Here is a 25,653-nt window from a genome sequence, read left to right as displayed (position 1 = left end):
GCATCCCGAAGGGCATTTCACACTTCGGGATGCGCTCTAACAGGACCACTCAATGCAGACTGTGCTCAGCATTGCTGTCGATGCGCTCGCCTACGGCATGGTGCTTTTCGTCATTTCCATCGGCCTTTCGGTCACCATGGGTTTGATGCGCGTTGTCAATCTCGCTCATGGCGCATTTGCAATGATCGGCGGCTATTTCGCATCCTATGCCGTCCAGCAGCTTGGCCTCAATTACGGCTTTGCAATCATCATCGCCGTCGTCGGTACGATGATCGTCGCCGTTCCCGTAGAGAGACTGTTATATCGACGCATTTATGGGGCACCCGAACTGACACAGGTTCTGATGACCATCGGCATCACTTTTTGCATCATCGGTCTCACCAATTATATATTCGGGCCAACACTGAAGACCATTCCCTTGCCTGAAATGTTGCGGGGGTCGGTCGATCTCGGATTCCGCGCAATTGCAAAACATCGCATCTTTGCAATCGGTTGCGGCTTCGCGGTAGCTCTTGGCCTCTGGTACATCATCGAACGCACCGCCTTCGGCGTGAAACTGCGTGCTGCTGTCGATAATGCCAATATGGCAGCTGCACTCGGCGTGCGAACAGAAATCGTTTATGCGATCAGCTTTGCACTTGCCATCGGACTTGCAGCCTTCGGCGGCGTTGTCGGTGCCGAACTGCTACCTGTAGAGCCCTATTATGCACTCCGTTATATGGTGACATTTCTGGTTGTTGTTTCCGTTGGTGGCGCAGGCTCCATACCCGGAGCGCTGATTGCCTGTCTCTTGCTCGGTGCAATCGACACCACAGGGCGTTATCTGGCGCCGGAATATGGCGAGTTCTTCTTTTACCTGGCGGTGATCGTCATAGTGACTCTGTTCCCACGCGGTCTCGCAGGAAGGCTGGCCAGGAAATGACGCACCCCCTCCCCCATGGCCGTCATTCTTATGCAGGTCTCATTGGCATTGCGGCCATTATTGCGGCCAGTGTCGTCGGTTGGCTTCTGTTCCCCGACAATCTGGCACTGCTGACACGCATTATTGCAATCGCTCTCCTCGTCTTGTCGCTCGATCTGGTGACAGGCTATTGCGGTATAGCAACGCTTGGTCACGCTGCCCTGTTCGGTGCCGGCGCATATAGTGCCGGTATCGCCGCTGCCCATTTCGGCATCACAGACCCGATCCTCATGACGCTTATCGGTCTTGTTGCAGGCGCACTCACCGGGCTTATTTCCGGCATAGTCATCCTGCGCGCTCATGGCCTCGCGCAACTCGTTTTATCGATTGCCGTTGTCCACCTGTTCCATGAAGCCGCCAACAAAGCATCAAGCTGGACCGGTGGTAGTGATGGACTAAGCGGCATTTCGCCCGATCCCATTTTTGGCATGTTCGAGTTCGATCTCTACGGACACACTGCCTACGTTTATGCCGTAATCCTACTGCTCGTTTCCTTCATTTTCCTACGCTATGTCGTGCGTTCACCCTTTGGCATGCTTTGCCGAGGTGTGAAAGAAGACCCGATCCGTATTCATGCGATGGGCGCTTCGGTCCAATCCGTACAGCTTCGCATGTATGTCATTTCGGGGGCTGTAGCTGGTATCGGCGGCGCGCTGAATGCAATTTCCACGCAGGTCGTTGGACTAGACAGTCTCAGCTTCACCATGTCGGCGGAAGCTTTGGTGATGCTGGTTCTCGGCGGCACAGGATCGCTGTTCGGCGGACTAATCGGCACGGTTGTCTTTATGTGGTTCGAAGATCTGGTCTCAGCAGCCAATCCCTTCCATTGGCTCACAATGGTCGGCGCTCTGCTGATTGCTGTCGTGCTTTTTGCGCCACGCGGTCTCTACGGAACCGTGGCTTATTATTTCGAAAACCAGAAAGCGCTCAGCAAATGAGTACGGTTTTTGAAGTAACGAAACTGCGCAAGAATTTCGGCGGCTTGGCGGTCACGAACGACGTCTCGCTTAGTATGACGAAAGGCGACCGCGTCGCCCTCATTGGTCCCAATGGTGCGGGCAAGACCACCTTCGTCAATCTCGTCACAGGCAACCTCGCGGCAACTTCCGGAACAGTGGCATTGGGTGGCGAGAATGTCTCCGGACTCAGCGCCATGCAGCGCGTCAGACGCGGACTGGTGCGCTCTTTCCAGGTTACTCGACTCTTCTTCGACATGACCCCTGAAGAACATGTCGCTCTTGCTGTCCTGCAGCGCGAAGGTAAGACGGGTCACATTCTCGGCAACTATCGCAAAATGCCGGAAGTTATGGATGAAGTTCGCGGCATTCTCGATGGGCTCGGCCTTCTACATCTTGGGCAGTTGCGGGTGAGTGAAATCGCTTATGGCCAGCAGAGACTTCTTGAAATTGCCCTTGCATTAGCGCTTCGACCCAAAGTTCTGCTGCTTGATGAACCTGCCGCCGGTGTTCCGCAGAGTGATACGGGGCGCATCGAGGAAGCGCTCGACCGATTACCTGCAGATCTGGCAGTACTCATGATCGAGCATGATATGGACCTCGTTTTTCGCTTTGCGAAGCGCGTTGTGGTGTTGGCTGCCGGAACAGTGATTTTTGACGGGTTACCGCAGGACGTCGTGCAGGACACACACGTCCGCGAAGCCTATCTCGGGAGCTATGCGCAATGAGTGCCGTCTCGCTTGAAATCCGCAACCTTTCCTCCGGTTATGGTCCTACCCGCGTCATTGAGGATGTATCGTTCAAAGCGGAACCGGGATCGCGACTTGCCATTCTGGGCCGCAATGGTGTCGGCAAGACCAGCCTTTTTGCCACCATTGCCGGACAGACACGCCGTTATGGCGGCGAAATTCTGCTGGATGGCAAGAATATTGCCGCGCTCCCATCAGCTGCCCGCGCAATTGCCGGTCTAGGCTACGTGCCACAGACCCGCGATGTGTTCCCGACCCTTACGGTGGAAGAGAATCTTTTCGTAGGTCTAAAAAAACGGCCAAAGGATGCACTCGACGAAGCCTATGTTATGTTTCCGCGCCTGAAGGAGCGGCGCCACAATCTTGGCTCGCAGCTTTCCGGCGGCGAACAGCAGATGCTTTCGACCGCGCGCAGCATTCTTGGGCAACCGACAGTATTGCTACTCGATGAACCGTTGGAAGGACTCGCACCTGTCATCTGTGAGGAGCTGATGGCCGCTTTCTCGATGCTGGCACAAAAGGGCGACATGACGATCCTGCTTGTCGAGCAACGTATCCAGAGCGCACTCGATTTTGCCGATCATGTCATCATTCTGGAACGTGGGCGTATCGCGTGGTCGGGTACATCGGCGAAACTCGCCGAAAATCAGCAGACTGTAGAAGAACTGCTAGGTGTCGGCGGCCTGCACTAATCAGTTTCCGACAAACTCAAACTTATCGACGTCCACGAGGCCTCGGTCGGTAATCTTGAGATGCGGAATCACCGGCAAGGCAATGAAAGCCAATTGCAAGAATGGCTCCTCCAAGACAGAACCGAGCTCTTCTGCAGCGTGCCGCAGAACACGAAGCTGGTCGCGAACCGTTTCGTATGGTTCAGCACTCATCAGCCCGGCAATGGGCAAAGGCATTTCAGCCAAAACCTTGCCATCTAGCACAACGACAAAACCACCTTCAATTTCGCCCAATCGGTTTGCAGCAGCCGCGATATCGTCGTCGGATGTGCCCACCACGCAGATATTATGACTGTCATGGCTAACGGTCGAAGCGATTGCACCCGATTTCAAGCCGAAGCCATGCACAAAGCCGGTCGCAATATTCCCATTTTTGCCGTGACGTTCGACAACGGCGATCTTGACCACATCCTTCTGGACGTCCGGCTCGACACCATTCGGCCCAACTTTAAGGTCGAATTCGAGGCTTTCTGTTATGATCTTGCCCGGAATAATACCAATTGCGCGTGTCTTTCCGCTGTTGGAATGAGAGCGGAAACTAGATGCACTGACTTTGGGTGCCTTGACGCTGTTGCGCCCAACAGGCGCAACAGTCTTGCGAGTGGCAAATAAATCTTCCGAAACCACCCTGCCCGCAGATAACACGATTTCGGCATGGCAACCTTCAAGACTATCCACAACAACGAGATCGGCGCGCTGGCCGGGAGCAACCAGACCGCGATCGAAAAGGCCGAAAGCACGTGCTGCAGAAATAGTTGCGGCCCGGTAAATGGCAATCGGCTCCACGCCGCCTGCAATCGCCGTACGGATGAGATAATCGAGGTGCCCCTGATCGGCGATATCCAGCGGATTCCGGTCGTCCGTGCATAGTGCCAAGAACTGTGCATGACGCTCGGTAATAATCGGCATAAGCGCTTTCAGATCCTTGGAAACAGACCCTTCACGCACCAGCACATGCATACCCTTGCGCATCTTTTCGAGCGCTTCTTCCGCACTTGTCGCTTCATGTTCGGTACGAATGCCTGCGGAAATATAGCCATTCAGATCAAACCCACGCAGAAGCGGCGCATGGCCATCAATATGCCGCCCCTGAAATGCCTTGAGCTTCGCCATGCATTCCGGGTCTTTCGCCAGAACCCCCGGAAAATTCATAAACTCGGCAAGACCGATCACCTTGGGATGATTGGCAAAAGGCAACAGGTCATTGATCAGAAGTTCGGCGCCGGACGTTTCCATATGCGTCGCTGGCACACAGCTCGAAAGCTGCACGCGGATATCCATAATGGTCTCCACGGCGCTATCGAGGAAGAACTTGATGCCTTCCGTACCCAGTACGTTGGCAATTTCGTGCGGATCGCAAATGACCGTGGTAACGCCTTGCGGCAATACACACCGGTCAAATTCGTGCGGCGTGACATGTGAGGATTCAATGTGAAGATGCGTGTCAATAAATCCCGGCACGACGATCCGTCCGGAAATATCGATTTCGTGCTTGCCCTGATAAGTACCGAATGTTCCCACAATCCGGTCACCGCAGATCGCGACGTCACTTTCGACAAGCTCGCCAGTCACAAGATCGAAGAAACGTCCGCCCTTCAAGACGATGTCGGCAGGCTCACGCCCTACACCCTGATCGATCATCCGTTCCAGCATCACGTCACCTCACAGTCGGAATCAATTGCCGAAAGCTATCACAATGCAAGACGCGGCGGTAAGGTCACCCTTCCGCCGCGTATATAATCCTAGGATTGCCCGGATTAACGGACGTATTCAATCATTCGGCTGCGGCTTAGCACCAGTTCAACGCGATTATCGTCAAGCTTATGCAAACAGACGCGCTTGGCCCATGGGCCATCATGCAGCGTGAAGAGCGCACGCCCCTGACCGAGATCTTCCAACGGCATGGCACGACGTGTAGGTCCGATGCCCATGATGAGATGGCCGTCCTTAATATCAAAACTGGCGCCATAAGGCGCTGCCCGCCAATGACCGTCGAGTTCCCTGCATACCGGTTTCGGTACCACTGGCTTCAATCGGCGAGACACGTATCCAATTTCGCCTTCCAGCTCGGTGCCTGTCCAACGAAGTTCAACAGGGGAAGACGGCGACAGGGACGAGAACCGGTCATCGCCGATATCGTAAAGCGTGTCCTCCGAATCGAGCCAGTTGGCTATGCCATTGCTCATTTCCAGCCAGAACGGCCCGCTCTCCGCCACATACAGCCCATCTGGGATGGTGCAATTGGCTTCTGGCAACGACAAACCGTTGAGAGCAGCCATGCAGTCCCGCGCCATCTTATAGGTATTGGAGTCTTCACGGTTTGAAACAACAATCATGCCGGTCTTCGCAGCTGGATCGAGCAGGAAGTAACTCTTGTAACCGGGATGCGAGCCACCGTGCCCGACGAAACGCTTACCACCCACTTCGTTCCACCGCAGCCCCAGCCCGTAACCGGTTACTCGCCCATCAGAAAGACGGCGGTCAGCCGACAGCTCATCGAGCAAGCCTTTGAACGTACCCTCGCCATTAACGAGTGCTTGCGCCCATTTGGTCAGCGCCATACCACTGCCAGTCAAGCTGCCTGACGCCGAAATATGCAGACCAGCGGAACTGAGCTGCCATTTTTCACCGAATTTCCAGTAACCGGGAACAAGGCCCGCAACCGGATCATTCCAAACGTCCGGTGCTTCCATGAAGATATCAAGAGATCCCGCAATGTCCGATTTCACAAAATCATTGAAGCGAAAGCCCTTCCGCTCGAGCGCGGCCTCCACCAGACGATAACCGGTATTGGAATAGGAAATCTCTGAACCCGCGTCGAAATTGAGACGATTGAGGGAGGCTAGATAATCCAGAAGCTGATCGGCGTCTGTTTCCGTATAAACGGACAAGCCAAGAAGCGTGAGGCATTCCCGCGTATCTGGCAGACCGCCGGTCATGTCGAGCGCTCGACCGACCGTGATGTCCGCAAGCGGATTTTGCAACTCTGGCAGATGATCGCCCAGCCGGTCATCCAAGCCAATAACGTCACCATGCTTGAGAACCATCGCACAGAATGCATGTTTCGTGACTGACGCATAGCGTACGACCGTATTGGCCGTGAACGGCACTCCGGTAGACAGGCTTTCGAGCCCGCCCGCATAAGCAAACTTTACACCGTCAGGGTCAAATCCGACAATGACGCCGCCCGGTTCATTTTTGGCCCAGGTTCTCGAAAAGACTTTCGCGGCAAGTGATGCCGCGTTCCAGTCAGCATGGGTTGACATGAAAACTCCGTCAGGCAGGTTCTTCCAGATTGACGCTTAGTGCGCGCAATTCTGTGGTATGCGGATGTGTCGTTCGCCCGGTACGCAAATCCTCGGCACTGAGCTGTTCCACCATCTCGCCATGTTGCATAACGCCCACCCGTGGGCAGAGATGTGCGATCACTGCGAGATTATGGCTCACGAGCACATAAGTGAGATTCTTTTCCGCGCGCAAGTCCGCGAGAAGATTGAGAATTTCAGCTTGTACCGAGACATCGAGTGCCGATGTCGGCTCATCCAGCAGCAGAACTTCCGGTTCCGCAATCAGAGCGCGAGCAATCGCTACGCGCTGGCGTTGGCCACCCGAAAGCTGGTGCGGAAAACGAAACCGCGCAGCTTTCGGCAGCGCAACTTCGTCAAGCACCTTTTCAATACGCTTGTCTATATTCCCGATACCATGAACCAGCAGAAGCTCACTCAGGATGCGATCAATTGTCTGGCGTGGATGCAGGGATCCAAAAGGATCCTGAAAAACCATCTGTACCTGACGGAAAAAGGCGGGCGTGCGCTTTTGGGCAACGTCCTTGCCATCGAACGCAATACGGCCGCTCCATTGTTCGTTGAGGCCAGCCATGGCGCGCAGAATAGTGGATTTGCCGGAGCCGCTTTCGCCAACAATACCGAAACTACCGCCCTTCTCAACATTGAAAGACACACCTTTGACGACTTCCCGCTCGCTGAAACTGATGCGGAGTTGATCAATATCTATCATGAACTTAGCCAGCTTTCTTCACGATTGAGAACCGGCAATCGATCACGGGGATGCATGAGCGACGGAATGCAATTGAGAAGCCCTTTCGTATAGGGATGCTCAGCTCGCACGAGTTCGGAAGCTTTCAACTCCTCCATGACACGGCCCATATACATAACCATAACGCGGTCGCAGAAATGAGACACGAGCGGAAGATCGTGACTGATAAGCAGAAGCCCCATTCCACGCTTGGAAACCAAATCGTCGATCAGGCGCAGAATTTCCGCCTGCACAGTGGCGTCCAATGCCGATGTCGGTTCATCTGCAATGAGCAGTTCCGGATCGGGTGCAAGCATCATGGCGATCATGACGCGTTGCCCCATACCGCCCGAAACTTCGTGCGGATATAGCTTCGCAACGTCGCGGGGATTACGGATCATGACCTGATCGAGCAGATCAACGGCAGCGTCCATCGCCCGACGTTTGCTACCGCCTTTGTGGGTGCGCCACGCCTCTGCCACCTGCACGCCGATCGTCTTGACCGGATTCAGCGAATATTTGGGATCCTGAAGAATGAAGCCTGCACGCTTGCCACGTATCTGACGCATGCCACGTTCCGTGGCCGACATAATGTCGATACCATCGAAGGAAAGCTTGTCGGCCCTCACTTCAGCGATTGGCGGCAGCAGTTTCATGAGGGCACGCGCAGTCAAAGACTTTCCCGAACCGCTTTCGCCGACGATGCCGAGTTTTTCGCGACCAAGCTGAAGCGAAATCCCGCGCACAGCATCGAACCGACTGGTGCGAGTTTCAAAGCTGATCTGCAGATTTTTGATATCAACCAGCATCTGTTCTCTCAATTCTGCTTCGGGTCGAGCACGTCACGCAGACCGTCGCCAAGGAAATTGAACGCAAGGGAGACGAGGAAGATCGCGATGCCGGGAATAGTGGCAACCCACCATTGTTCGAAGATAAAGCGCTTGGCAGTGGCAATCATCGCGCCCCATTCCGGCGACGGCGGCTGCGCGCCCATGCCGAGGAATCCGAGACTTGCAGCAGTGATGATGATCGAGCTCATATCGAGTGTGATGCGCACGATGACACTCGGCACGCAAAGCGGCATGACATGACGCAGAATGATGCGGAAAGGCGATGCTCCAGTCAGCTTGGCGGCCGCAATGAAATCGCTCTTGCGCAGGGTCATGGTTTCCGCACGTGCAAGACGTGCGTAGGGAGGCCATGCAGTCAGCGCGATCGCCAGAACAGCGCTTTCAACACCTGGTTTCAGCGCAGCCACGAAGGCAAGTGCCAGGATCAACCGGGGAAACGCAAGAAAGACATCCGTGACACGCATCAGCGCAGTGTCAACAATCCCGCCGAAATACCCGGCGATACAACCAATAAACAGTCCGATTGGTGCAACGAGAACGACAACGGCGATAACCATTCCAAGGGTTACGCGACCACCGTAAAGAATGCGCGAAAGAATATCGCGACCCAGTTCATCAGTACCGAACCAATGCTCTGCGGTTGGAGCAGACAGACGGTTGCCGAGATCCTGTACACTCGGATCATATGGCGCCAGCAATGGCGCGGCCAACGACAGGACAACGAATGCAACGATGATGAAGAGCCCAATCATCGCGAGCGGATTAGCTCGAAGGTTGACCCAGATGCGGTAGCGCCTGCCCCAGTTGGCCTGAGAGCGGGAAGCGGGCGAGTCATCCAGCGCCCAGTTATGAAAATTGGCAAAAATCATCGGACACGCGGATCCATAACTTTATAGAGGATATCGGCCAGCAGATTGAGCCCGACATAGATAACGCCAATGAGCAGCGTAGCGCCCACGACAGGGTTCATATCGGCATTCATCAGCGAGACGGTCAAATATTGCCCCAGGCCAGGCCAGCTAAAGACGGTTTCTGTCACGACAGCGCCTTCCAGCAAGCCCGCATATGTCAGCGCCAGCACCGTCACAAGTTGCACGGCAACGGTCGGGAAAGCGTGCTTCCAGATGACAGACGTCAGCGACAAGCCTTTCGCACGCGCCGTAATGACGAATTCACCCTTGAGCGCATCGAGCATGAAGGCGCGGGTCATACGTGTGATATACGCCATGCTGAAGTAAGCGAGGATCAGGACCGGCTGAATCATATGATAGACCGCATCCAAGAATGCGTCCCAGTCGCCCTCGATGAGACTATCGATAGTGAGCAGGCCAGTAATATGAGGGATCATGCCTTCATAGATGATGTCCTGGCGTCCGGGTCCTGGCGCGATATCGAGCGTCGCATAGAAGACCAGAAGCGAAATCAGGGCCAGCATAAACACCGGAACCGAATGACCGGCAAGACAAACTACGCGGATCGTCTGATCGACAATGGAACCCTGCCGGACAGCCGCCCACACACCCAGCGGAATACCGATAAGCGCAGCAACAATGAGCGCAGCCGTTGCCAACTCCAGTGTTGCCGGAAAATAACGCGCAATATCCTGTGTCACCGGATTGCGGGTCAGAATAGAATTGCCGAGATCGCCGTGCAGCACCTGTCCAATATAATGCACAAACTGAACCACAAGCGGCTGATCAAGGCCCATTTCCGCGCGAACACGCTGAATAACCGCCTCAGGCGCGTTGTCGCCCACAGCAGCAATAACGGGATCGACCGGCATAACGCGGCCAATCATGAAGGTAATGACCATAAGCCCGAACAGCGTGATCAACACGCTGCTCAGGATACCGGTCAGGTTCTTGAGGCTTTTCATCACGCCTTGGCGATCCCTGCATAGGAGTGGGAATCGGACAGGACGCCGAGACGCATTCCGGTAATCTCCTTGCGGCAGGCCGCTGTAGTGACGGTCTGAAGCATCACAACAAACGGACTGTCGTTCATGAATTCACGCTGCAAATTCTCATAAAGCTCGATGCGCTTGGCTGAATCGCGCTCATCGCGGGCCGCAATCGACTTTTTCGCGAATTCCTCATTCTGATAGGACGAGCGCCATGCAAAGGGCTTGGTAGCCGCATTGTCCGAATTGTCCGGATTGTTACAGAAGACGTCGGCATTGGTGTTCGGATCGAAATAGTCAGACCCCCAAGCGGTCAGCGCAATATCGTGCTCACGAGCGCGCATCTTGGTGAGGACCTGACGGTTCTCTGCGGCCAGAAGTTCGACCTTGATTCCGATTTCAGCAAGATTTGCCTGAATGGCCTGCGCAATATCCGGCCAAGGCTGAGCGGAATAGTGATCCATCTTGATGGAAAAGCCATCGGCAAGACCCGCTTCCTGCATCAAGCTTTTGGCCTTTTCCAGATCCTTCTGGAACGGAGTTTCGTTAACCGCACCGGGGAAACCTTCCGGAATGATGGTCTGATGAACCTTGTGTGTCAGCGGAACGATGTTCTTCTGGATGCCCTGATAGTCGATGGCCCACTTGATTGCCTGCCAGAGCTTTGGATTAGTGAGTTTTTCGATCTTCTGATTGAGGGACATCAGACCAATACCAGCGATTGCCTTCGTGACGAGCTCAAAATCACTATTACCCTGCAGAACACGCAACTGCTCGGACGTCAAGTTGCGGGCAATATCGACATCGCCCTTCTGGAGCATGAGGAGCTGCGAAGACGGATCCGCAACATGGCGTAGAAGGATGCGCTTCACATTGCCCTTATAGGCGCCATGTGGATTAACGTTCAGGATAATGCTTTCGCTCGGCTTCCAGGAAACGAGAACCCATTCACCCGAACCTGCGCTGTTCTTCTGAAGCCAGCCGTTACCGAGATCGTCACCGGAGGCATTCTCCAGAACGGTTTTCTTTTCTACAATGCTGGCAACACTTGCCGACAGGCAATACAACAGAAATGGCAGTGATGTTGACTGCTCGACCGTCAGGGTCAACGTCGCAGGATCGGTTGCAACAATGCTCTTTTCAGCATTCTCGGGTGTGAAACCGAACTGGCCGATAATGAAAGCCGGTCCCTTATTCATCTTGATCGCACGCTGCAGCGAGAAAGCGACGTCTTCGGCAGTGATCTGTGCTCCGCTCGCAAACTTTGCGTTTGGATCGATCTTGAAGGTGAAGACCTTGCCGTCGGCATCAGCCTCCCAGGAAATGGCTACACCACCTTCCACCTGATCTGGATTGGAAAGGCTTGGATGCACCAGCCGCTGATACATGTTGTTGCAGATTTCGCTGCCGACGGCTTCGAAGCTCTCATGCGGATCAAGGCTGGTCATATTGTCGAGCTGCTGGGCCACAACCAGAATGTCCTGACGTGCGGCTCCAATAGCGGGCAAAATGCTGGCATAGGACAGGAAAGGAATGGCAGCTGCGCCTGCCAGAAAACCGCGTCTTGAAATCATTGATGAGCTCCTCTTGCAGCGCCTTTGGAAGGACCCCGTTAAATTGGGAGCCGTATCGAGGGCGCTCTATCTCCGGATATATTTTTCCATCTTCCCGCTATCACGTCAGCCAACGCACGGGCCAATGCAGAATTTTGCACTCCCTATGCAGAGTTTGCATGAGGACAAACTAAAAGAGAGCTTTTACATAAAAGAATCGCCCTTCATGCAGGGTAGTCATATCGAGTGACCGAAATCGCATTTGCAATTTTTCTCGCTTGGGTTCATCACCCCTCTCTCAAATACTAGACTTGATTTGAAAAGGTTTTCCCCATGGCAACCGAACAGAAGATCCCGGTTTTTGATGGTCACAACGACGTGCTGTTGCGCCTATGGTCGTCGGATGCCTCCGCGCCCGAGAAGCGCTTTCTCGAAGGAGAAAATGTCGGGCATATCGACCTTCCACGCGCGCAGAAAGGCGGGTTAGGCGGCGGTCTGTGTGCAGTATATGTGCCTTCACCTTCACGAGAACTCGACGCCAATGGCAATCTGGCGACGCCAGGCCAGACGGATGCGATGAAAGCAACCCTCGCCATGTCGGCGATCCTTCTGAAAATCGAACGGGCGTCCGAAGGCAAGGTTCGGATCTGTCGTACGGCAGCGGATATTCGCGACGCGTTTGCCAAGGGAATTTTCGCTTCAGTCTACCATATCGAAGGCGTAGAGGCCTTTAACGAAGACCTTGATGCTCTTTATGTTTTGCATGAGGCTGGCCTGAGAACGCTGGGGCCTGTTTGGAGCCGTCCAAATATTTTTGCCCATGGCATTCCGTTCCGGTTTCCGGCATCGCCTGACATTGGTCCTGGCCTAACGGATCATGGCAAAGCGCTCATTCGCGCCTGCAACGAACTCAAGGTGATGGTCGACCTCTCTCATATGAACGAGAAAGGCTTCTGGGACATAGCCGCTATTTCCGATGCACCGCTTGTGGCGTCGCATTCGAATGCTCACGCGCTTTGCCAGCAAAGCCGCAACCTGACCGACAAACAACTCGACGCCATTCGCGATACCGGCGGACTTGTCGGACTTAACTTTGGCGTATCATTCTTGCGGGAAGATGGAAAACGCGATCCAAATACGGATCTGGGTGAGCTTGTCCGCCATGCCGATTATATCGTCAATCGCATTGGGATTGATCACTTGGCTCTGGGATCTGATTTTGACGGCACCACGATTTCTTCGACACTTCGCGATGTTGGCGACCTCCAGCTCGTCATAGACGCCTTCCGCAAGCACGGCTATGACGATGCTTCCATCGTCAAGCTGGCTCACGGGAACTGGATCAATGTCCTTGAGCGGACATGGGGCGCCTAACCGCGTGCGATCTCACCCTTGAAAAGCGAGATCGAAAACGTGGTGATGTATATGACCGTCGAACATTTCCAGGAGGCCCTTCGTGGCCTCCCGACTTTCATATCTGACAGGTGAGGCAAGTGCTTCTGTCAAGGCCTCCTTACTGTCATACATGGTCCAAAGCACCATGGGATAAGCTGGCGCACCTTCGTCGCGTTCAACAGCGTAAAGAACACGCACTTCCTTGATACCCGGAAAAGCGAGCCACATCGGCATAAGGGTATCAGCGACATAAGCTTTGAACGCATCCTCGCGCCCAGCATGAATAGTGCCTTCAAAAAAGGCCTGTCTGACAATCATGGGAATAACTCAGTTTACCTTGGTCGGCGGAACATCACCGGAAAAATATGCTGCAAGATTGGCGAGCACGAGCTCGCCCATTCCGACACGTGTTTCCACCGTTGCGCTACCCTGATGCGGCATCAGAACCGTATTTGGCGCGGTCAGGAAATCCTCTCGTATCGTCGGCTCATTAACGAAGACGTCAAGGCCGGCACCGGCGATAACCTCATTTTTCAAAGCAGCCAAAAGCGCATCCTCGTCGATGACACTGCCGCGAGCCACATTGATTAGATAGCCTTTGCTTCCAATTGCCGCGAGAACATCAGCGTTAACGATATTCGCTGTTGACGGGTTAGCCGCGACGCAAACCGCAAGCACGTCGCTCTGTTGCGCAAGCTCTACAGGAGTGACGTGCGCAATCCAATTCGTGTCAGTGACAGGCGAGCGGTTCCAATAATGCACTTCCATGCCGAATGCTTCCGCACGACGCGCAAATGATTTCCCGATCTGACCAAGCCCCAGAAGGCCAATACGCTTACCCTTGGGGCTGACCCCAAGAGGGAACCCTTCCCGGCCAGCCCATCTGCCTTCCCGCACAAATTGATCGCCCGTCGCGACGTGGCGCATTACCGCAAGCATAAGAGCAATGCCAATATCGGCAACATCATCGGTCAGAACGCCCGGCGTGGTGCTAACATGCACGTTGCGATCCCGTGCAAAGGCAAGATCGACCTTATCCGTCCCAACACCGTTGATAGCGATCAGACCGAGCGACGGCAGACGCTCTATCCATTCATTGGAAAGCCCTGTTCCGCCGCCAGTAACAACAGAACGGATAGTGCCTAGGGCTATATCAATCGCCGCTTTGTCTTCCGGCTTGTATAGCCGGAGCACCTTGTAAGCTGCGTCTAATTGCTCTTCAATCAACGGCATCATCGGTTCGATGAGCAGAACTTCGTTCGTCACTTCAAACTCCATTACTAATCTATTGGAGGCAATCAGGAAATCTGGCCGATAAAGGCCTTTGTGCGCTCGTGTTTCGGATTACCGAAAAATTCCTCCGGCTCGGCCATTTCCAGAATTTGGCCTTGATCCATGAAGATGACGCGGTCTGCCACCTGTCGTGCAAAACCCATTTCATGGGTAACGCAAAGCATGGTCATACCTTCCTTCGCCAGATCAATCATGGTGTCCAGAACTTCCTTGACCATTTCAGGATCGAGTGCCGAAGTCGGCTCATCGAAAAGCATAATCTTGGGATTCATACAAAGCGCGCGGGCAATCGCCACACGCTGCTGTTGCCCGCCGGACAGTTGAGCCGGGTATTTATCTGCCTGTTCTGGAATGCGAACGCGTTCAAGATATTTACGCGCGGTCTTTGCAGCTTCAATCTTTGAAACACCGCGCACTTTCATTGGAGCCAAAGTGCAGTTTTCAAGAACCGTCATATGCGGAAAAAGGTTGAACTGCTGAAAAACCATGCCGGTTTCCTGCCGTACAGTATCCACGTTTTTTCCGCCCGCGGTCAGATCAAGGCCGTCAACAACGATGCGCCCTTCCTGAATAGTCTCCAGCTGGTTGATACAGCGGATAAGGGTCGATTTCCCCGAACCAGATGGGCCGCAGATAACAATGCGTTCACCGCGAGCCACGGTCAGATTGATATCTCTGAGTGCATGATACGTACCGTACCACTTATTCACTCCCTGCATGAGCACTGCAGTATCCGAAGCATCCTGCGGCAGCCGATTTGTTTTTCCCTGAGCCATCTGGTTCATGTCGAGAAACTCACTTTCGTGGACTGGATCGCCATGCCCGCCAATTAACGGGCATGGCGGAATTCAAAAGCTTACTTTGCCTGGGAAACAAAATCCGGAAGCGGCGCACCGAGCCATTTTTCATGGATCTTGTTCAACTCGCCGTCGCTCTTCGCCTTTTCGATGAACTTATTGACGAAATCGAGCATTTCCGTCGAGCCCTTGCGAACTGCAATACCCTGCACCTGCTGACTGAGCTGAATTTTCTGATCGTAGCGACCTGGAGCAGCCTTTTCGATCTCGGCAGCCACAACATTGGAGAGACCAATCAACTCAACCTGCCCCGACAGCAGAGCCTGCACAGCGCTCGCATCATCATCGAAGCGACGGATGTTGGCATCCTTCGGTGCTACTTTGGTTACGGCTGTGTCCTGTGTCGAAGCACGTGCGACGCCGATCGCCTTGCCGGATAGATCCTCTGGTTTTGCGACAGAAATATCTTTCGGTCCAAAGACGCCGATCGAAATGCCCGCGTAAGGCTGAGAGAAGTCAACACTCTTGGCGCGGTCCTCGGTAATACCCAGGGAAGCAACCAGAACATCTACCTGTCCGCTCTGCAGATATGGAATACGGTTCGGACCGGTAACCGGTACGATCTGTGCTTCGACACCCAGCTCCTTGGCCAGCAACTTCGCCACATCGGCATCGTAGCCATCCGGTTCATTACTGGTGTTCATGATACCGAATGGCGGAAAATCGACCAGCATACCGATTTTGATTTTCCCGGCGGATTTGATGCCATCCACAGTCTGCGCGAATGCGGTCGGTGCCAGCACCGTTGCAAGAGCTCCCGCACCAATCAAGGCCATAACCAAACGTCTGGTGATAGTCATACTTATTCCTTCCCTATTAAGGGCCGGTCTCCTCGCCGGCACCGTTTCTCTATTTCTCAGTGCATTCCCTGACGCCGTGTCGTTTCACATTGACCGGAATGCTCACCATCTTCCCCAAGCCCCCAATTACCGAGCTGTAGCGCGAGAAAACCTCGTTTCCATGCGGCGTGCCAAAATGGATAGCGGCCAGCAAAGGACAAAATAGACAGCCGCGACCGTGCCAAACACCATGAACGGGCTGAATGTTGCGTTGTTGATGATCTGTCCCTGTCGCGTCAGTTCTGTAAAACCGATGATTGCGGCAAGCGAAGTGCCTTTGATGAGCTGCACCAGAAAGCCCACCGTTGGCGCAACCGAAATGCGTGCTGCTTGTGGCAGGATCACGTAGCGCATGCGATTATAGTAGCGCAGCCCCAGTGCCGTCGCCGCTTCACGTTGGCCGGGCGGCACTGCATCAATACAGCCGCGCCAAATCTCTCCGAGAAAAGCGCTCGCATGCAATGTCAGCGCGATTGTCGCAGCAATCCATGGATTGATGCCCAAACCGAAAATATTGAGGCCGAAGAACACCAGGAACAGCTGCATCAGAAGCGGTGTCCCCTGAAACAATCGTATGAAGCCAAGCGCTACGTAACGGGGAACGCGAGCCTCGGAAACACGCATCAGCGCGACAATCAATCCTCCAATACCGCCGCCAACAAAGGCAATGGCAGAGAGAGCAATGGTCCACTGCGCCGCATAGACGATGATAAGAAATTCGTTCCAGCCGAAAGGTCTGATCATGGTCTGCTCCTATCGGCTCAAAGGGTATTTGAATGCCAGCTTCTCAATCAGCGCGAAAATAGCCGAGAAGCCGATGGACATGACAAGATACATGAGGGTGATTACGATATAGACCTCGAAACTCGCAAAAGTCGCGGACTGCAGATCGTTACCGGCAGCTGCGAGTTCATTTGCCGAAATCACCGAGACCACACTTGAAGTCAACATCAGGTAGATGAACTGGCTGGTAAGCGATGGATAGACGGTGCGCAAAGCCGGTTTCATGATGACATAGCGGAAGACCTGCAATTTGGAGAGACCGAGTGCGGTCCCTGCTTCGACCTGACCTTTGTGAATGGATTCAATACCAGCCCGAATAATCTCCGTACCGTAGGCACCGAAATTCACGACCAGCGCAAGCAGCGCTGCGCTGTTCGGCGACATACGCAGTCCGGCGGACGGCAACCCGAAGAAGATGAAGAAAATCTGCACCAGAAACGGCGTATTGCGGATGATTTCGATATAAGCATCGATGATAAAGCGCACCGGCTTTGGTCCGGAGGTCTTACCCACCGCACAGATAATCGAGACGATCAGACCTAGCACCATGGCAGCGCATGAAAGCTCGATTGTTTGCCATGCGCCAACAAGCAGCTTATCCATCGACGCGAAGACAGGCGCGAAGTTGAAATTATACAATGCTGAACCTCCCGGTACGCGAATTTTGCCGACTTTTCCTCCCGGCGGCAATAAATTTAGATCGATCTAAATGCGTTTAACCTCATTCGTCAATCATTAATTCGGATTAGACGACGGAAGTTTTTACCGGTCCACAGGACTGTCTAACCTGTAAATATGTTTCACTGACGATCCGTTGCGCCTGCTTTTCGGGATTTGCCAAACGCGAAAGAAGCAATGTGGCAGCATTCTGGCCAACTGTAACAGGTCGGGTCGATACGGAACTCAATCGCGGGCGCGTTGCTTCGGCATCGCTTACATCATCGAAGCCGATAAGAGAAAAATCATCACCAATTTTCCTCCCACAATCGTAAAGACCCGCCGAAAGGCCTAGCGCAACCACGTCATTAAAGCAGATCGCAGCTGTCGGTTTCCTACCATCTTGAAAGAGAAGCGGAGCAGCACTGGCAATTTCCGGCATCGTATGCGGCAAGCGAACGATCATCGCAGGATCGAGACCTTGCTGTTGCATCGCATCGCGAAAACCTTCGACACGCTCGCGATATGCTGAGTGAACCGGGCCATGCACAGCGAATGCGATTGCCTTGTGTCCGAGCATGGCCAGATGATTGACCGCCTGCCGCATGCCACCGGCATAATCAACACCTGCATAGTCAACTCGATCTGTCACATGACGCAGCACCTGCACGACGGGCAAACCCCAATCGGCGATCTGTTCGATGAACTCCGGTGCCGTTTCTGCCGTCAGCGAGATAATCACACCATCAACACCATGCTCGCGCATACGCTGCATGAGGGTGCTTTGGTTCACGAAATTCTCGTGACTGTTTGCAAGGAGAACAACCATTCCCGCTTCACCAACAACACCGTCTATTCCTGAAAGCAATTCACCGTAGAACGGATTACCGAGTGTCGGTACGATAACACCAACCGTATTCGACCGCTCTACACGGAGACTGGCTGCGCCCATATTGTAGACATAGCCCAAATCCCGCAGGGCCTTCTCCACCTTCTCGCGTGTTGCCGCGCCCACCAACGGACTTTTGCGTATGACAAGAGAAGCCGTCGCGCGTGATACATCTGCATGGCGCGCCACATCCAGAAGCGTAACGCGACTTTTCTTGCGATCGTCACTCGGCATAAATTCACCTGTCAGCAAGTTGGGAAATGTGAGGTACAGTCACGGCAAATAATCCAAAAAAACCGCCGACCAGATTCGAAGAGCGTATATTCAATTCAGTCTTGTGCATTGGTCAATCCACCCGATCCCGAGCTTCAAATATCATATGATGATGTAGTAGGGAGGCATTCTTGAACCTTCGACTATTCACATGTTCTCCCCACGATTATCACTTGCCTTTCGTTTTTTTTCATTTTGAACGCTATCGTTTTCGAATTTATTCTGCCATTGGAAGAATCGAAGGTTGATCCTTTGACAAAAATTGCATTCATATAAGTGCAATGAATATAACGCAGATGTCGGAACTTTGAGCCACTCAAAAGGAGAGCTCGAATGTTCACGCAATCTCACACTCGAGGAGGAAACATGCTTATCCGTCTGATCACGACTTCGGCGCTGACAAGCGCCCTCGCCCTCACCATCGGTTCGCAGGCATTCGCCCAGACGGAACTGGCATGGTGGCACGGCATGACCGGTGCCAACAACGAAATGGTCAATGAGCTTTCGAAAGAGTTCAACGAAAGCCAGAGCGAATACAAGATCGTTCCTGTTTATAAGGGAACCTACCCTGAAACGCTGAATGCCGGCATTGCCGCGTTCCGTTCGAAGCAGCCGCCAGCAATTCTTCAGGTATTCGACGCCGGTAGCGGCGTGATGATGGCCGCCGAAGGTGCGATGGTTCCGGCCGCTGAAGTTTTGGAAAAGGGCGGTTTCAAGTTCGACAAGTCGCAGTATCTGCCCGGCATCGTCGCTTACTACTCGAAGCCGGATGGCACCATGCTGTCCTTCCCGTACAATTCTTCGTCGCCAATCCTTTATTACAATAAGGATGCCTTCAAGAAGGCTGGTCTCGATGAAAACAATCCGCCAAAGACGTGGCCGGAAGTTTTCGAGGCTGCCAAAAAGATCAAGTCCAGTGGTGCAGCGCCGTGCGGATTCACGTCTACGTGGCTGACCTGGATTCAGACCGAAAACTTCGCTGCATGGAACAACGTTCCTTATGGTACGAATGAAAACGGTCTCGGCGGCACCGATGTAAAGCTTGAAATCAATTCACCACTTTACATACAGCACTTCCAGTCGATCGCCGATCTCGCGAAAGACGGTACGTTCCGTTACGGCGGCCGTACGTCAGAAGCCAAGCAGCTTTTCACCTCGGGTGAATGCGCTATGTTGACTGAATCATCCGGCGGTCTCGGAGACGTCGTGAAGTCGGGCATCAATTACGGCATTGGCCAACTGCCTTACTATGAAGGCCATGGTCCGCAAAACACGATCCCCGGCGGCGCGGCTCTGTGGGTCTTCGCCGGTCTTAGCGACGAACAGTACAAAGGCGTCGCAGAATTCTTCAACTTCCTCTCGCAGACCAAAATTCAGGTCAAACTGCACGAAAAGTCCGGTTATCTGCCTGTGACGCTGGCTGCTTACGAAGAAACCAAGAAGTCGGATTTCTATGAAAAGAATCCAGGTCGCGAAACACCAATCCTGCAGATGATGGGCAAAGCCCCGACCGAAAACTCCAAGGGCGTGCGCCTCATCAACCTGCCGCAGGTACGCGATATTCTGAACGAAGAGTTTGAAGCCATGCTCGGCGGCAAACAGGACGCGAAGACCGCGCTCGAAAACGCTGTCAAGCGCGGCAACGATGCAATTGCCGCCGCTCAGTAATCGTTCACATTGATACAACGCCGCCTGTCTCTTCGGCAGGCGGCCTTGTCACCCACGAGGAAGCTCCCCGTGCAGAAAGTTATCTTTCCGAATAAAGTTTTGCCTTATTTTCTGTTGGCCCCACAGATCGTTCTGACTGCGGTGTTTTTCTTCTGGCCAGCCAGTCAGGCAATTTATCAATCCTTCATGCGTGAAGACGCATTCGGACTAAAGTCCACCTTCGTTGGACTGACGAATTTCACGACCGTTCTGGCAGACCCTAACTATCTTCATTCATTCAGAGTAACGATTGTCTTCAATATCCTGACCGCGCTGCTTGCAATGGGCGCAGCATTATTGCTGGCTACGGCGGCTGATCGCGTTATCCGCGGCAAGACATTTTATCGTACACTCCTGATCTGGCCCTATGCCGTGGCTCCGGCTGTTGCCGGCATGCTATGGCTCTTCATGTTCAATCCCGCAATGGGTACTTTTGCCTATATTCTGCGGCGTAATGGCATCGCATGGGATCCGCTGCTTGATGGTAATCAGGCTATGGGCCTCGTCGTCGTTGCTGCCGCATGGAAACAGATTTCCTATAATTTCCTGTTCTTTGTCGCTGGCTTACAAGCAATTCCTAAGTCGTTGATCGAAGCAGCGGCCATTGATGGCGCACGCGGATCACGGAGATTTTGGTCGATCATATTTCCACTTCTTGCACCGACTTCGTTCTTCCTGCTGGTCGTGAACACGGTTTACGCCTTCTTCGACACGTTCGGTATCATCCATGCCGTGACCGGCGGCGGCCCTGCCAGAGCTACCGAAACGCTGGTCTACAAAGTTTACAACGATGGCTTCGTTAATCTCAACCTTGGCTCATCTTCGGCACAGTCGGTTATTCTCATGGCAATCGTGATTGCCTTGACTGCTTTCCAGTTCCGCTTCGTTGAGAAGCGCGTGCATTATTCGTGAGTGAGGCGACAATGATAGAAAAACGCCCAGTCTCAAACCTGATCGGCCACCTGATCCTGATCGTAGGCATCATAATTGTCGCCTTTCCGATCTACTATACGTTCGTCGCTTCAACGATGACGTCGACGCAGATTATTCGCCCGCCCATCTCGTTGTTGCCCGGCGATCATTTCGTTGAGAATTACGGCGAAGCCATCTTTGGCGGCGTGGAACGCGTTGTCGGCGTAAGTCTGGAGCGACTTCTTTGGAACTCGTTCGTGGTCGCCATGGCTATCGCTGTCGGCAAGATCATCATCTCGTTCATGTCGGCTTTCGCGATTGTGTTTTTCCGCTTTCCGCTACGCATGTTCTTCTTCTGGATGATCTTCATAACCTTGATGCTGCCTGTAGAGGTTCGTATCCTGCCGACCTACAAGGTGATCGTGGACCTCGGCATGATTGACACCTATGCCGGGCTCACACTGCCATTGATGGCATCTGCGACGGCAACGTTTCTGTTTCGTCAGTTCTTCCTCACCATTCCTGGCGAACTGGTTGAAGCAGCGCGTATCGATAATGCCGGACCATTCCGTTTCATGCGGGATATCCTGCTTCCTCTTTCGAAGACGAACATTGCAGCACTTTTCGTCATTCTCTTCATTTATGGATGGACCCAGTATCTCTGGCCGCTGCTCGTTACCAATGATGCCAAGATGAACACAATCATCATTGGCCTGCGCCGCATGGTCGATTGGGCTGATGCGTCCACGCCTTGGAACTACGTCATGGTAACAGCCATTCTGGCCATCATCCCACCGATCCTCGTGGTGGTGCTGATGCAGCGCTGGTTCGTCAAAGGTCTCGTTGAAACGGAAAAGTAATGAGCAAAATTGTTCTTGATAACGTCCGCAAGAGCTATGGCGGCAATGTCGAAGTAATCAAAGGTGTATCGCTGGGGATTAACGACGGCGAATTTGTAGTGTTGGTAGGCCCGTCGGGCTGCGGTAAATCCACTCTCCTGCGCATGATTGCCGGTCTTGAAGGTATTACGTCCGGCACCATTGCGATTGGCGATCGCGTGGTCAACGATGTTGAACCTGCCGAACGCGATATCGCCATGGTGTTCCAGAACTATGCACTTTACCCGCATATGTCGGTGCGCGACAACCTTGCCTATGGCCTGAAGAACCGCAAAACACCGAAAGACGAGATCGAACGCCGTATCGCCAAAGCAGCCAAGGCGCTGGAGATTGAGCAGTTTCTCGATCGCAAGCCGCGCCAGCTTTCCGGTGGCCAGCGCCAGCGCGTTGCCATGGGACGCGCCATCGTGCGCGAACCGGCAGCGTTTCTCTTCGATGAACCGCTTTCCAATCTGGATGCGAAACTGCGCGTGCAGATGCGTGTCGAGATCAAGCGCCTGCAACGTTCGCTCGGTACGACCAGTGTTTACGTGACACATGACCAGATGGAAGCCATGACCATGGCTGACCGCCTCGTTGTGCTGAATGCGGGCCATATCGAACAGGTTGGTACGCCAATCGAGCTTTATGAAAAACCAGCCTCTACATTCGTTGCAACATTTATCGGTTCCCCGTCGATGAACCTGCTGCAAGGTGCCGAAAACACTGCCTGGAAAGCGGGTAGCGCGGTCAAAATACCTGCCGGGAACTTCACCATCGGCGTTCGCCCCGAAGATATCCGCATCCTGGAAGATGGCGAGCACGACGCCGATGGTTTCAACGCGGCCGTCCGTATCGAAGCTATAGAACTCGTCGGCGCGGAAAGTTACATTCACAGCACATTACCGGACGGCAAGCCGCTCGTCTTCCGCGTTGCCGGACGTTCGACACACAGCGTCGACGAAACCGTCAGAGTTGGAGCATTCGCTGGAAATGTGCATGTTTTCGGCAGTGATGGCCAACGTCTAAATGATTGACACGGAAGCGGGTTGCGCCCTTCAAAAGGGCACAACCCGCTATAATATTCGATTTCTGTTTTAGAGTTTATCGGCTACACCGGGGGAATATTTTTCCACTTGTGAGGAAATCCCGATAGATGACGCATCAGCAGATACTCTCCTTCGCGGTGATCATACTCATGATGGGGGCGTTTATCTGGGGCAAGTTTCGCTATGATGTAGTCGCACTCTGTGCGCTTCTTCTAGGCATAGCAGTCGGCGTTGTACCCTTCGATCAGGCATTTTCAGGTTTCAGTGACGACATCGTCATTATCGTGGGCAGCGCGTTGGTGGTCAGTGCAGGTGTCGCGCGCTCTGGTCTCATGCAGGCGGCGATTCAGCGTTTTCTGCCGGAAATAAACAGCGTGCGGCTCCAGCTTGCCGTTCTTGTCACAGTCGTCACTATCCTCTCCGCCTTTGTGAAAAATGTCGGCGCGCTGGCGATCATGATTCCGGTCGCCTTTCAATTCGCTCGCCGTTCCAATGTTTCCCCATCAACTTTCCTCATGCCCATGGCATTCGGTGCGTTGCTTGGCGGCTTGATGACCCAGGTGGGCACTTCTCCCAATATTGTTGTTTCTCGCATTCGCGGTGAAATGGTCGGCGAACCCTTCACCATGTTTGACTTCACACCGGTCGGCGCTGTGCTCTCAGCAGTAGGGCTCATCTATCTGGTATTTTTTTACTGGCTCGTTCCGCAACGCACCCGTGAAAATGTTTCGCTGGATGAAGCAATCAAGATCAAGAATTATGCTTCCGAAGCGCGTGTCACCAAATCTTCGACAATGCCCGGCAAGCGCGTGACCGATCTCATCAAGGCGGCTGAAGGCGAGGCGATGGTGACTTCCATTGTACGCAACGAACAGCGACTGACACCGCTTCCCGATACGATCCTCAACGAAGGTGATATAGTTCTTCTTGAAGGCGACCCTAAAGCGCTCGATGCGATCATAAGCGCCGGAAAACTCACCCTGTCTGAAAACCGCAATCCATCTGAGACCAGCGGTTCCACCGACATTGAGGCCGTCGAGGCTGTTATTGGCAAGAACTCGCGCCTCATTGGGCTAACCGCCCAACGACTTGCCCTTTTCGCGCGCTATGACCTGAACCTGCTGGCGGTGAGCCGACCGGGTGAACGCATTACCGAACGTCTCAGTGAAGTCATTCTCCGTTTCGGCGACGTGATAGTGCTGCAAGGCAGACAGGCAAATCTTTCCACCTTCCTGCCGGAATTCGAGTTGCTCCCGCTTGCCCGCCGCAAACTGATGCTCGGTAGCGTCCGGCGCGGATTGATCCCGCTTGCCATTTTGATTGCAGCCATTGGAGCAACCGCTTTAAGCCTTGTACCAGTTGCGGTCGCCTTCTTTGCCGCCGCAGTCGCTATGCTACTGTTCAAAGTGATACCTCTCAACGAGGTCTATGACGAAATTGATGGCCCTATTCTCGTCATGCTAGCTGCACTCATCCCGGTTTCGGATGCTCTCAGAACAACGGGAGGTACCGATCTCATAGCCGAAGGGCTCGCTACAATCGGCCACCAATTACCGCCAGCCGGAGCTCTGGCGCTGATTCTTGTAGCCGCGATGATGGTGACACCATTTCTCAACAATGCTGCGACAGTGCTTGTCATGGCTCCCATCGCGACAAGTTTTGCCTCCGGACTTGGTTTCAAGCCGGAGGCCTTTCTGATGGCGGTCGCAATCGGCGCGGGATGTGATTTCCTGACGCCAATTGGTCATCAGTGCAATACCCTGGTTATGGGACCAGGAGGTTACAGATTCAGTGACTATCCGCGCCTGGGATTACCCCTATCAATCATTATAGCGATTGTGACTGTTCCAACATTGATGTTCTTCTGGCCGTTGAAATAGCGCTAAAGCTCAACCGAGCGTATCCAACCGAGCGTGTCGGAGACAATCTTTTCCACGGTTTCGGCGATATCTGCGCGGAATACCAGAGGTTCTCCCACAGGGCTCTCAAGCGTAGCAATCTGGCTTTCCAGCATTGTGACGGGCATGAAATGGCCTGTGCGATGCCCCATGTGCTCGTGCAAGACTTCAAAACTACCGTCCAGAAAAACAAACATCACCGGCGCACCGGCAGCTGAACGAAGGCGATCACGATAGCTCTTCTTCAGCGCTGAACAGGAAACAACAATACCGTCAGTCGAGGCGGCAAGACGTTCACCGATTCTATCGAGCCAGGGCCAGCGATCCTCATCCTGCAAAGGGATGCCGGCTGACATCTTGTCGACATTGGATTTCGGGTGCAGGGCGTCGCCTTCAAGAAACGGGAGAGCTAATGCATCAGCAATCTTCTCGCCCACGGTCGACTTTCCAGAGCCCGAAACACCCATAACGATAATACGCAGCATCA

Annotated in this window: 24 protein-coding genes and 1 pseudogene; 10 read left to right on the top strand and 15 right to left on the bottom strand. The window is 53.7% G+C overall.

Annotated elements, in window-relative coordinates; genetic code table 11:
• Positions 1-52 precede the first annotated feature (52 nt).
• From CQZ93_RS19395 to CQZ93_RS19380, 4 genes are read left to right on the top strand one after another with little or no spacing between them, the layout of a single operon-like run.
• On the top strand, positions 53-922 hold the full coding sequence (locus CQZ93_RS19395; protein ID WP_105544204.1) for a branched-chain amino acid ABC transporter permease: 870 nt from the start codon (positions 53-55) through the stop codon (positions 920-922).
• Positions 919-1,899: a branched-chain amino acid ABC transporter permease gene (locus CQZ93_RS19390; protein ID WP_105544203.1), complete on the top strand. Its 981-nt coding sequence runs from the start codon at positions 919-921 to the stop codon at positions 1,897-1,899. Before CQZ93_RS19395 ends, CQZ93_RS19390 begins: the two co-directional genes overlap by 4 nt.
• On the top strand, positions 1,896-2,645 hold the full coding sequence (locus tag CQZ93_RS19385) for an ABC transporter ATP-binding protein (protein WP_105544202.1): 750 nt from the start codon (positions 1,896-1,898) through the stop codon (positions 2,643-2,645). The genes CQZ93_RS19390 and CQZ93_RS19385 overlap by 4 nt, the downstream gene beginning before the upstream one ends.
• A complete protein-coding gene (locus tag CQZ93_RS19380; RefSeq protein ID WP_105544201.1) occupies positions 2,642-3,358 on the top strand; it encodes an ABC transporter ATP-binding protein in 717 nt (238 codons plus the stop codon). The genes CQZ93_RS19385 and CQZ93_RS19380 overlap by 4 nt, the downstream gene beginning before the upstream one ends.
• Here CQZ93_RS19380 and ade read toward each other — a convergent pair.
• The 7 genes and pseudogenes from ade to CQZ93_RS19345 all read right to left on the bottom strand — a co-directional run bounded on the left by ade (position 3,359) and on the right by CQZ93_RS19345 (position 11,757).
• A pseudogene (ade, locus tag CQZ93_RS19375) lies at positions 3,359-5,099 on the bottom strand (adenine deaminase). It abuts the gene before it with no gap.
• A 55-nt stretch (positions 5,100-5,154) separates the two neighbouring features.
• Positions 5,155-6,663 (bottom strand): serine hydrolase domain-containing protein, encoded by a 1,509-nt coding sequence (locus CQZ93_RS19370; protein ID WP_105544199.1) that lies wholly within the window; start codon positions 6,661-6,663, stop codon positions 5,155-5,157.
• A 10-nt stretch (positions 6,664-6,673) separates the two neighbouring features.
• Entirely contained in the window at positions 6,674-7,414 is a 741-nt protein-coding gene (locus CQZ93_RS19365) for an ABC transporter ATP-binding protein (RefSeq protein ID WP_105544198.1), read from the bottom strand.
• Positions 7,411-8,241 (bottom strand): ABC transporter ATP-binding protein, encoded by an 831-nt coding sequence (locus tag CQZ93_RS19360; protein ID WP_105544197.1) that lies wholly within the window; start codon positions 8,239-8,241, stop codon positions 7,411-7,413. The genes CQZ93_RS19365 and CQZ93_RS19360 overlap by 4 nt, the downstream gene beginning before the upstream one ends.
• Before the next feature lie 8 nt (positions 8,242-8,249).
• On the bottom strand, positions 8,250-9,152 hold the full coding sequence (nikC, locus tag CQZ93_RS19355) for a nickel transporter permease (protein ID WP_105544196.1): 903 nt from the start codon (positions 9,150-9,152) through the stop codon (positions 8,250-8,252).
• Entirely contained in the window at positions 9,149-10,159 is a 1,011-nt protein-coding gene (locus CQZ93_RS19350) for an ABC transporter permease (protein WP_105544195.1), read from the bottom strand. The genes nikC and CQZ93_RS19350 overlap by 4 nt, the downstream gene beginning before the upstream one ends.
• Positions 10,159-11,757, bottom strand: a complete 1,599-nt coding sequence (locus CQZ93_RS19345; protein WP_105544194.1) for an ABC transporter substrate-binding protein — start codon at positions 11,755-11,757, stop codon at positions 10,159-10,161. The genes CQZ93_RS19350 and CQZ93_RS19345 overlap by 1 nt, the downstream gene beginning before the upstream one ends.
• Positions 11,758-12,069: 312 nt before the next feature.
• On the opposite strand from CQZ93_RS19345, the gene CQZ93_RS19335 reads away from it, so the two are divergent.
• On the top strand, positions 12,070-13,110 hold the full coding sequence (locus CQZ93_RS19335) for a dipeptidase (protein WP_105544192.1): 1,041 nt from the start codon (positions 12,070-12,072) through the stop codon (positions 13,108-13,110).
• Positions 13,111-13,122: 12 nt separating this feature from the next.
• On the opposite strand, the gene CQZ93_RS19330 is transcribed toward CQZ93_RS19335, so the two are convergent.
• The 7 genes from CQZ93_RS19330 to CQZ93_RS19300 all read right to left on the bottom strand — a co-directional run bounded on the left by CQZ93_RS19330 (position 13,123) and on the right by CQZ93_RS19300 (position 18,683).
• Positions 13,123-13,449 (bottom strand): EthD domain-containing protein, encoded by a 327-nt coding sequence (locus CQZ93_RS19330; protein WP_105544191.1) that lies wholly within the window; start codon positions 13,447-13,449, stop codon positions 13,123-13,125.
• A 9-nt stretch (positions 13,450-13,458) separates the two neighbouring features.
• The gene (locus tag CQZ93_RS19325) at positions 13,459-14,409 is read right to left on the bottom strand and encodes a 2-hydroxyacid dehydrogenase (RefSeq protein ID WP_105544190.1); all 951 of its coding nucleotides are present in this window, start codon (positions 14,407-14,409) and stop codon (positions 13,459-13,461) included.
• Between the two features lie 20 nt (positions 14,410-14,429).
• Positions 14,430-15,209 carry an amino acid ABC transporter ATP-binding protein gene (locus CQZ93_RS19320; RefSeq protein ID WP_105544189.1) on the bottom strand — a complete coding sequence of 260 codons (780 nt, stop codon included), beginning with the start codon at positions 15,207-15,209 and terminating at the stop codon, positions 14,430-14,432.
• Between the two features lie 71 nt (positions 15,210-15,280).
• On the bottom strand, positions 15,281-16,081 hold the full coding sequence (locus CQZ93_RS19315; RefSeq protein ID WP_105544188.1) for a transporter substrate-binding domain-containing protein: 801 nt from the start codon (positions 16,079-16,081) through the stop codon (positions 15,281-15,283).
• A gap of 126 nt (positions 16,082-16,207) precedes the next feature.
• Entirely contained in the window at positions 16,208-16,864 is a 657-nt protein-coding gene (locus tag CQZ93_RS19310; RefSeq protein ID WP_105544187.1) for an amino acid ABC transporter permease, read from the bottom strand.
• Between the two features lie 9 nt (positions 16,865-16,873).
• Positions 16,874-17,542 carry an amino acid ABC transporter permease gene (locus CQZ93_RS19305; RefSeq protein WP_105544186.1) on the bottom strand — a complete coding sequence of 223 codons (669 nt, stop codon included), beginning with the start codon at positions 17,540-17,542 and terminating at the stop codon, positions 16,874-16,876.
• 106 nt (positions 17,543-17,648) lie between these two features.
• Entirely contained in the window at positions 17,649-18,683 is a 1,035-nt protein-coding gene (locus CQZ93_RS19300) for a LacI family DNA-binding transcriptional regulator (protein ID WP_105544185.1), read from the bottom strand.
• A 405-nt stretch (positions 18,684-19,088) separates the two neighbouring features.
• On the opposite strand from CQZ93_RS19300, the gene ugpB reads away from it, so the two are divergent.
• From ugpB to CQZ93_RS19275, 5 genes are all read left to right on the top strand, one after another.
• Positions 19,089-20,390: a sn-glycerol-3-phosphate ABC transporter substrate-binding protein UgpB gene (gene ugpB / locus CQZ93_RS19295; protein ID WP_181153435.1), complete on the top strand. Its 1,302-nt coding sequence runs from the start codon at positions 19,089-19,091 to the stop codon at positions 20,388-20,390.
• 69 nt (positions 20,391-20,459) lie between these two features.
• Entirely contained in the window at positions 20,460-21,341 is an 882-nt protein-coding gene (gene ugpA, locus CQZ93_RS19290; protein ID WP_105544184.1) for a sn-glycerol-3-phosphate ABC transporter permease UgpA, read from the top strand.
• 11 nt (positions 21,342-21,352) lie between these two features.
• Positions 21,353-22,201 (top strand): sn-glycerol-3-phosphate ABC transporter permease UgpE, encoded by an 849-nt coding sequence (gene ugpE, locus CQZ93_RS19285; protein WP_104754895.1) that lies wholly within the window; start codon positions 21,353-21,355, stop codon positions 22,199-22,201.
• Positions 22,201-23,256, top strand: coding sequence for a sn-glycerol-3-phosphate import ATP-binding protein UgpC (locus tag CQZ93_RS19280; RefSeq protein ID WP_105544183.1), 1,056 nt, complete (start codon positions 22,201-22,203; stop codon positions 23,254-23,256). The genes ugpE and CQZ93_RS19280 overlap by 1 nt, the downstream gene beginning before the upstream one ends.
• Positions 23,257-23,375: 119 nt before the next feature.
• Positions 23,376-25,148 carry an SLC13 family permease gene (locus CQZ93_RS19275; protein WP_105544182.1) on the top strand — a complete coding sequence of 591 codons (1,773 nt, stop codon included), beginning with the start codon at positions 23,376-23,378 and terminating at the stop codon, positions 25,146-25,148.
• A gap of 2 nt (positions 25,149-25,150) precedes the next feature.
• Here CQZ93_RS19275 and CQZ93_RS19270 read toward each other — a convergent pair whose 3' ends face one another.
• Entirely contained in the window at positions 25,151-25,651 is a 501-nt protein-coding gene (locus CQZ93_RS19270) for a gluconokinase (protein ID WP_105544181.1), read from the bottom strand.
• Positions 25,652-25,653: the final 2 nt, after the last annotated feature.

This window comes from Ochrobactrum vermis (genome assembly GCF_002975205.1).
In the GTDB taxonomy this organism is placed as follows: domain Bacteria; phylum Pseudomonadota; class Alphaproteobacteria; order Rhizobiales; family Rhizobiaceae; genus Brucella; species Brucella vermis.
Note: the sequence above shows the minus strand (reverse complement) of the source record. Positions and strands in the feature narration are given on the sequence as shown.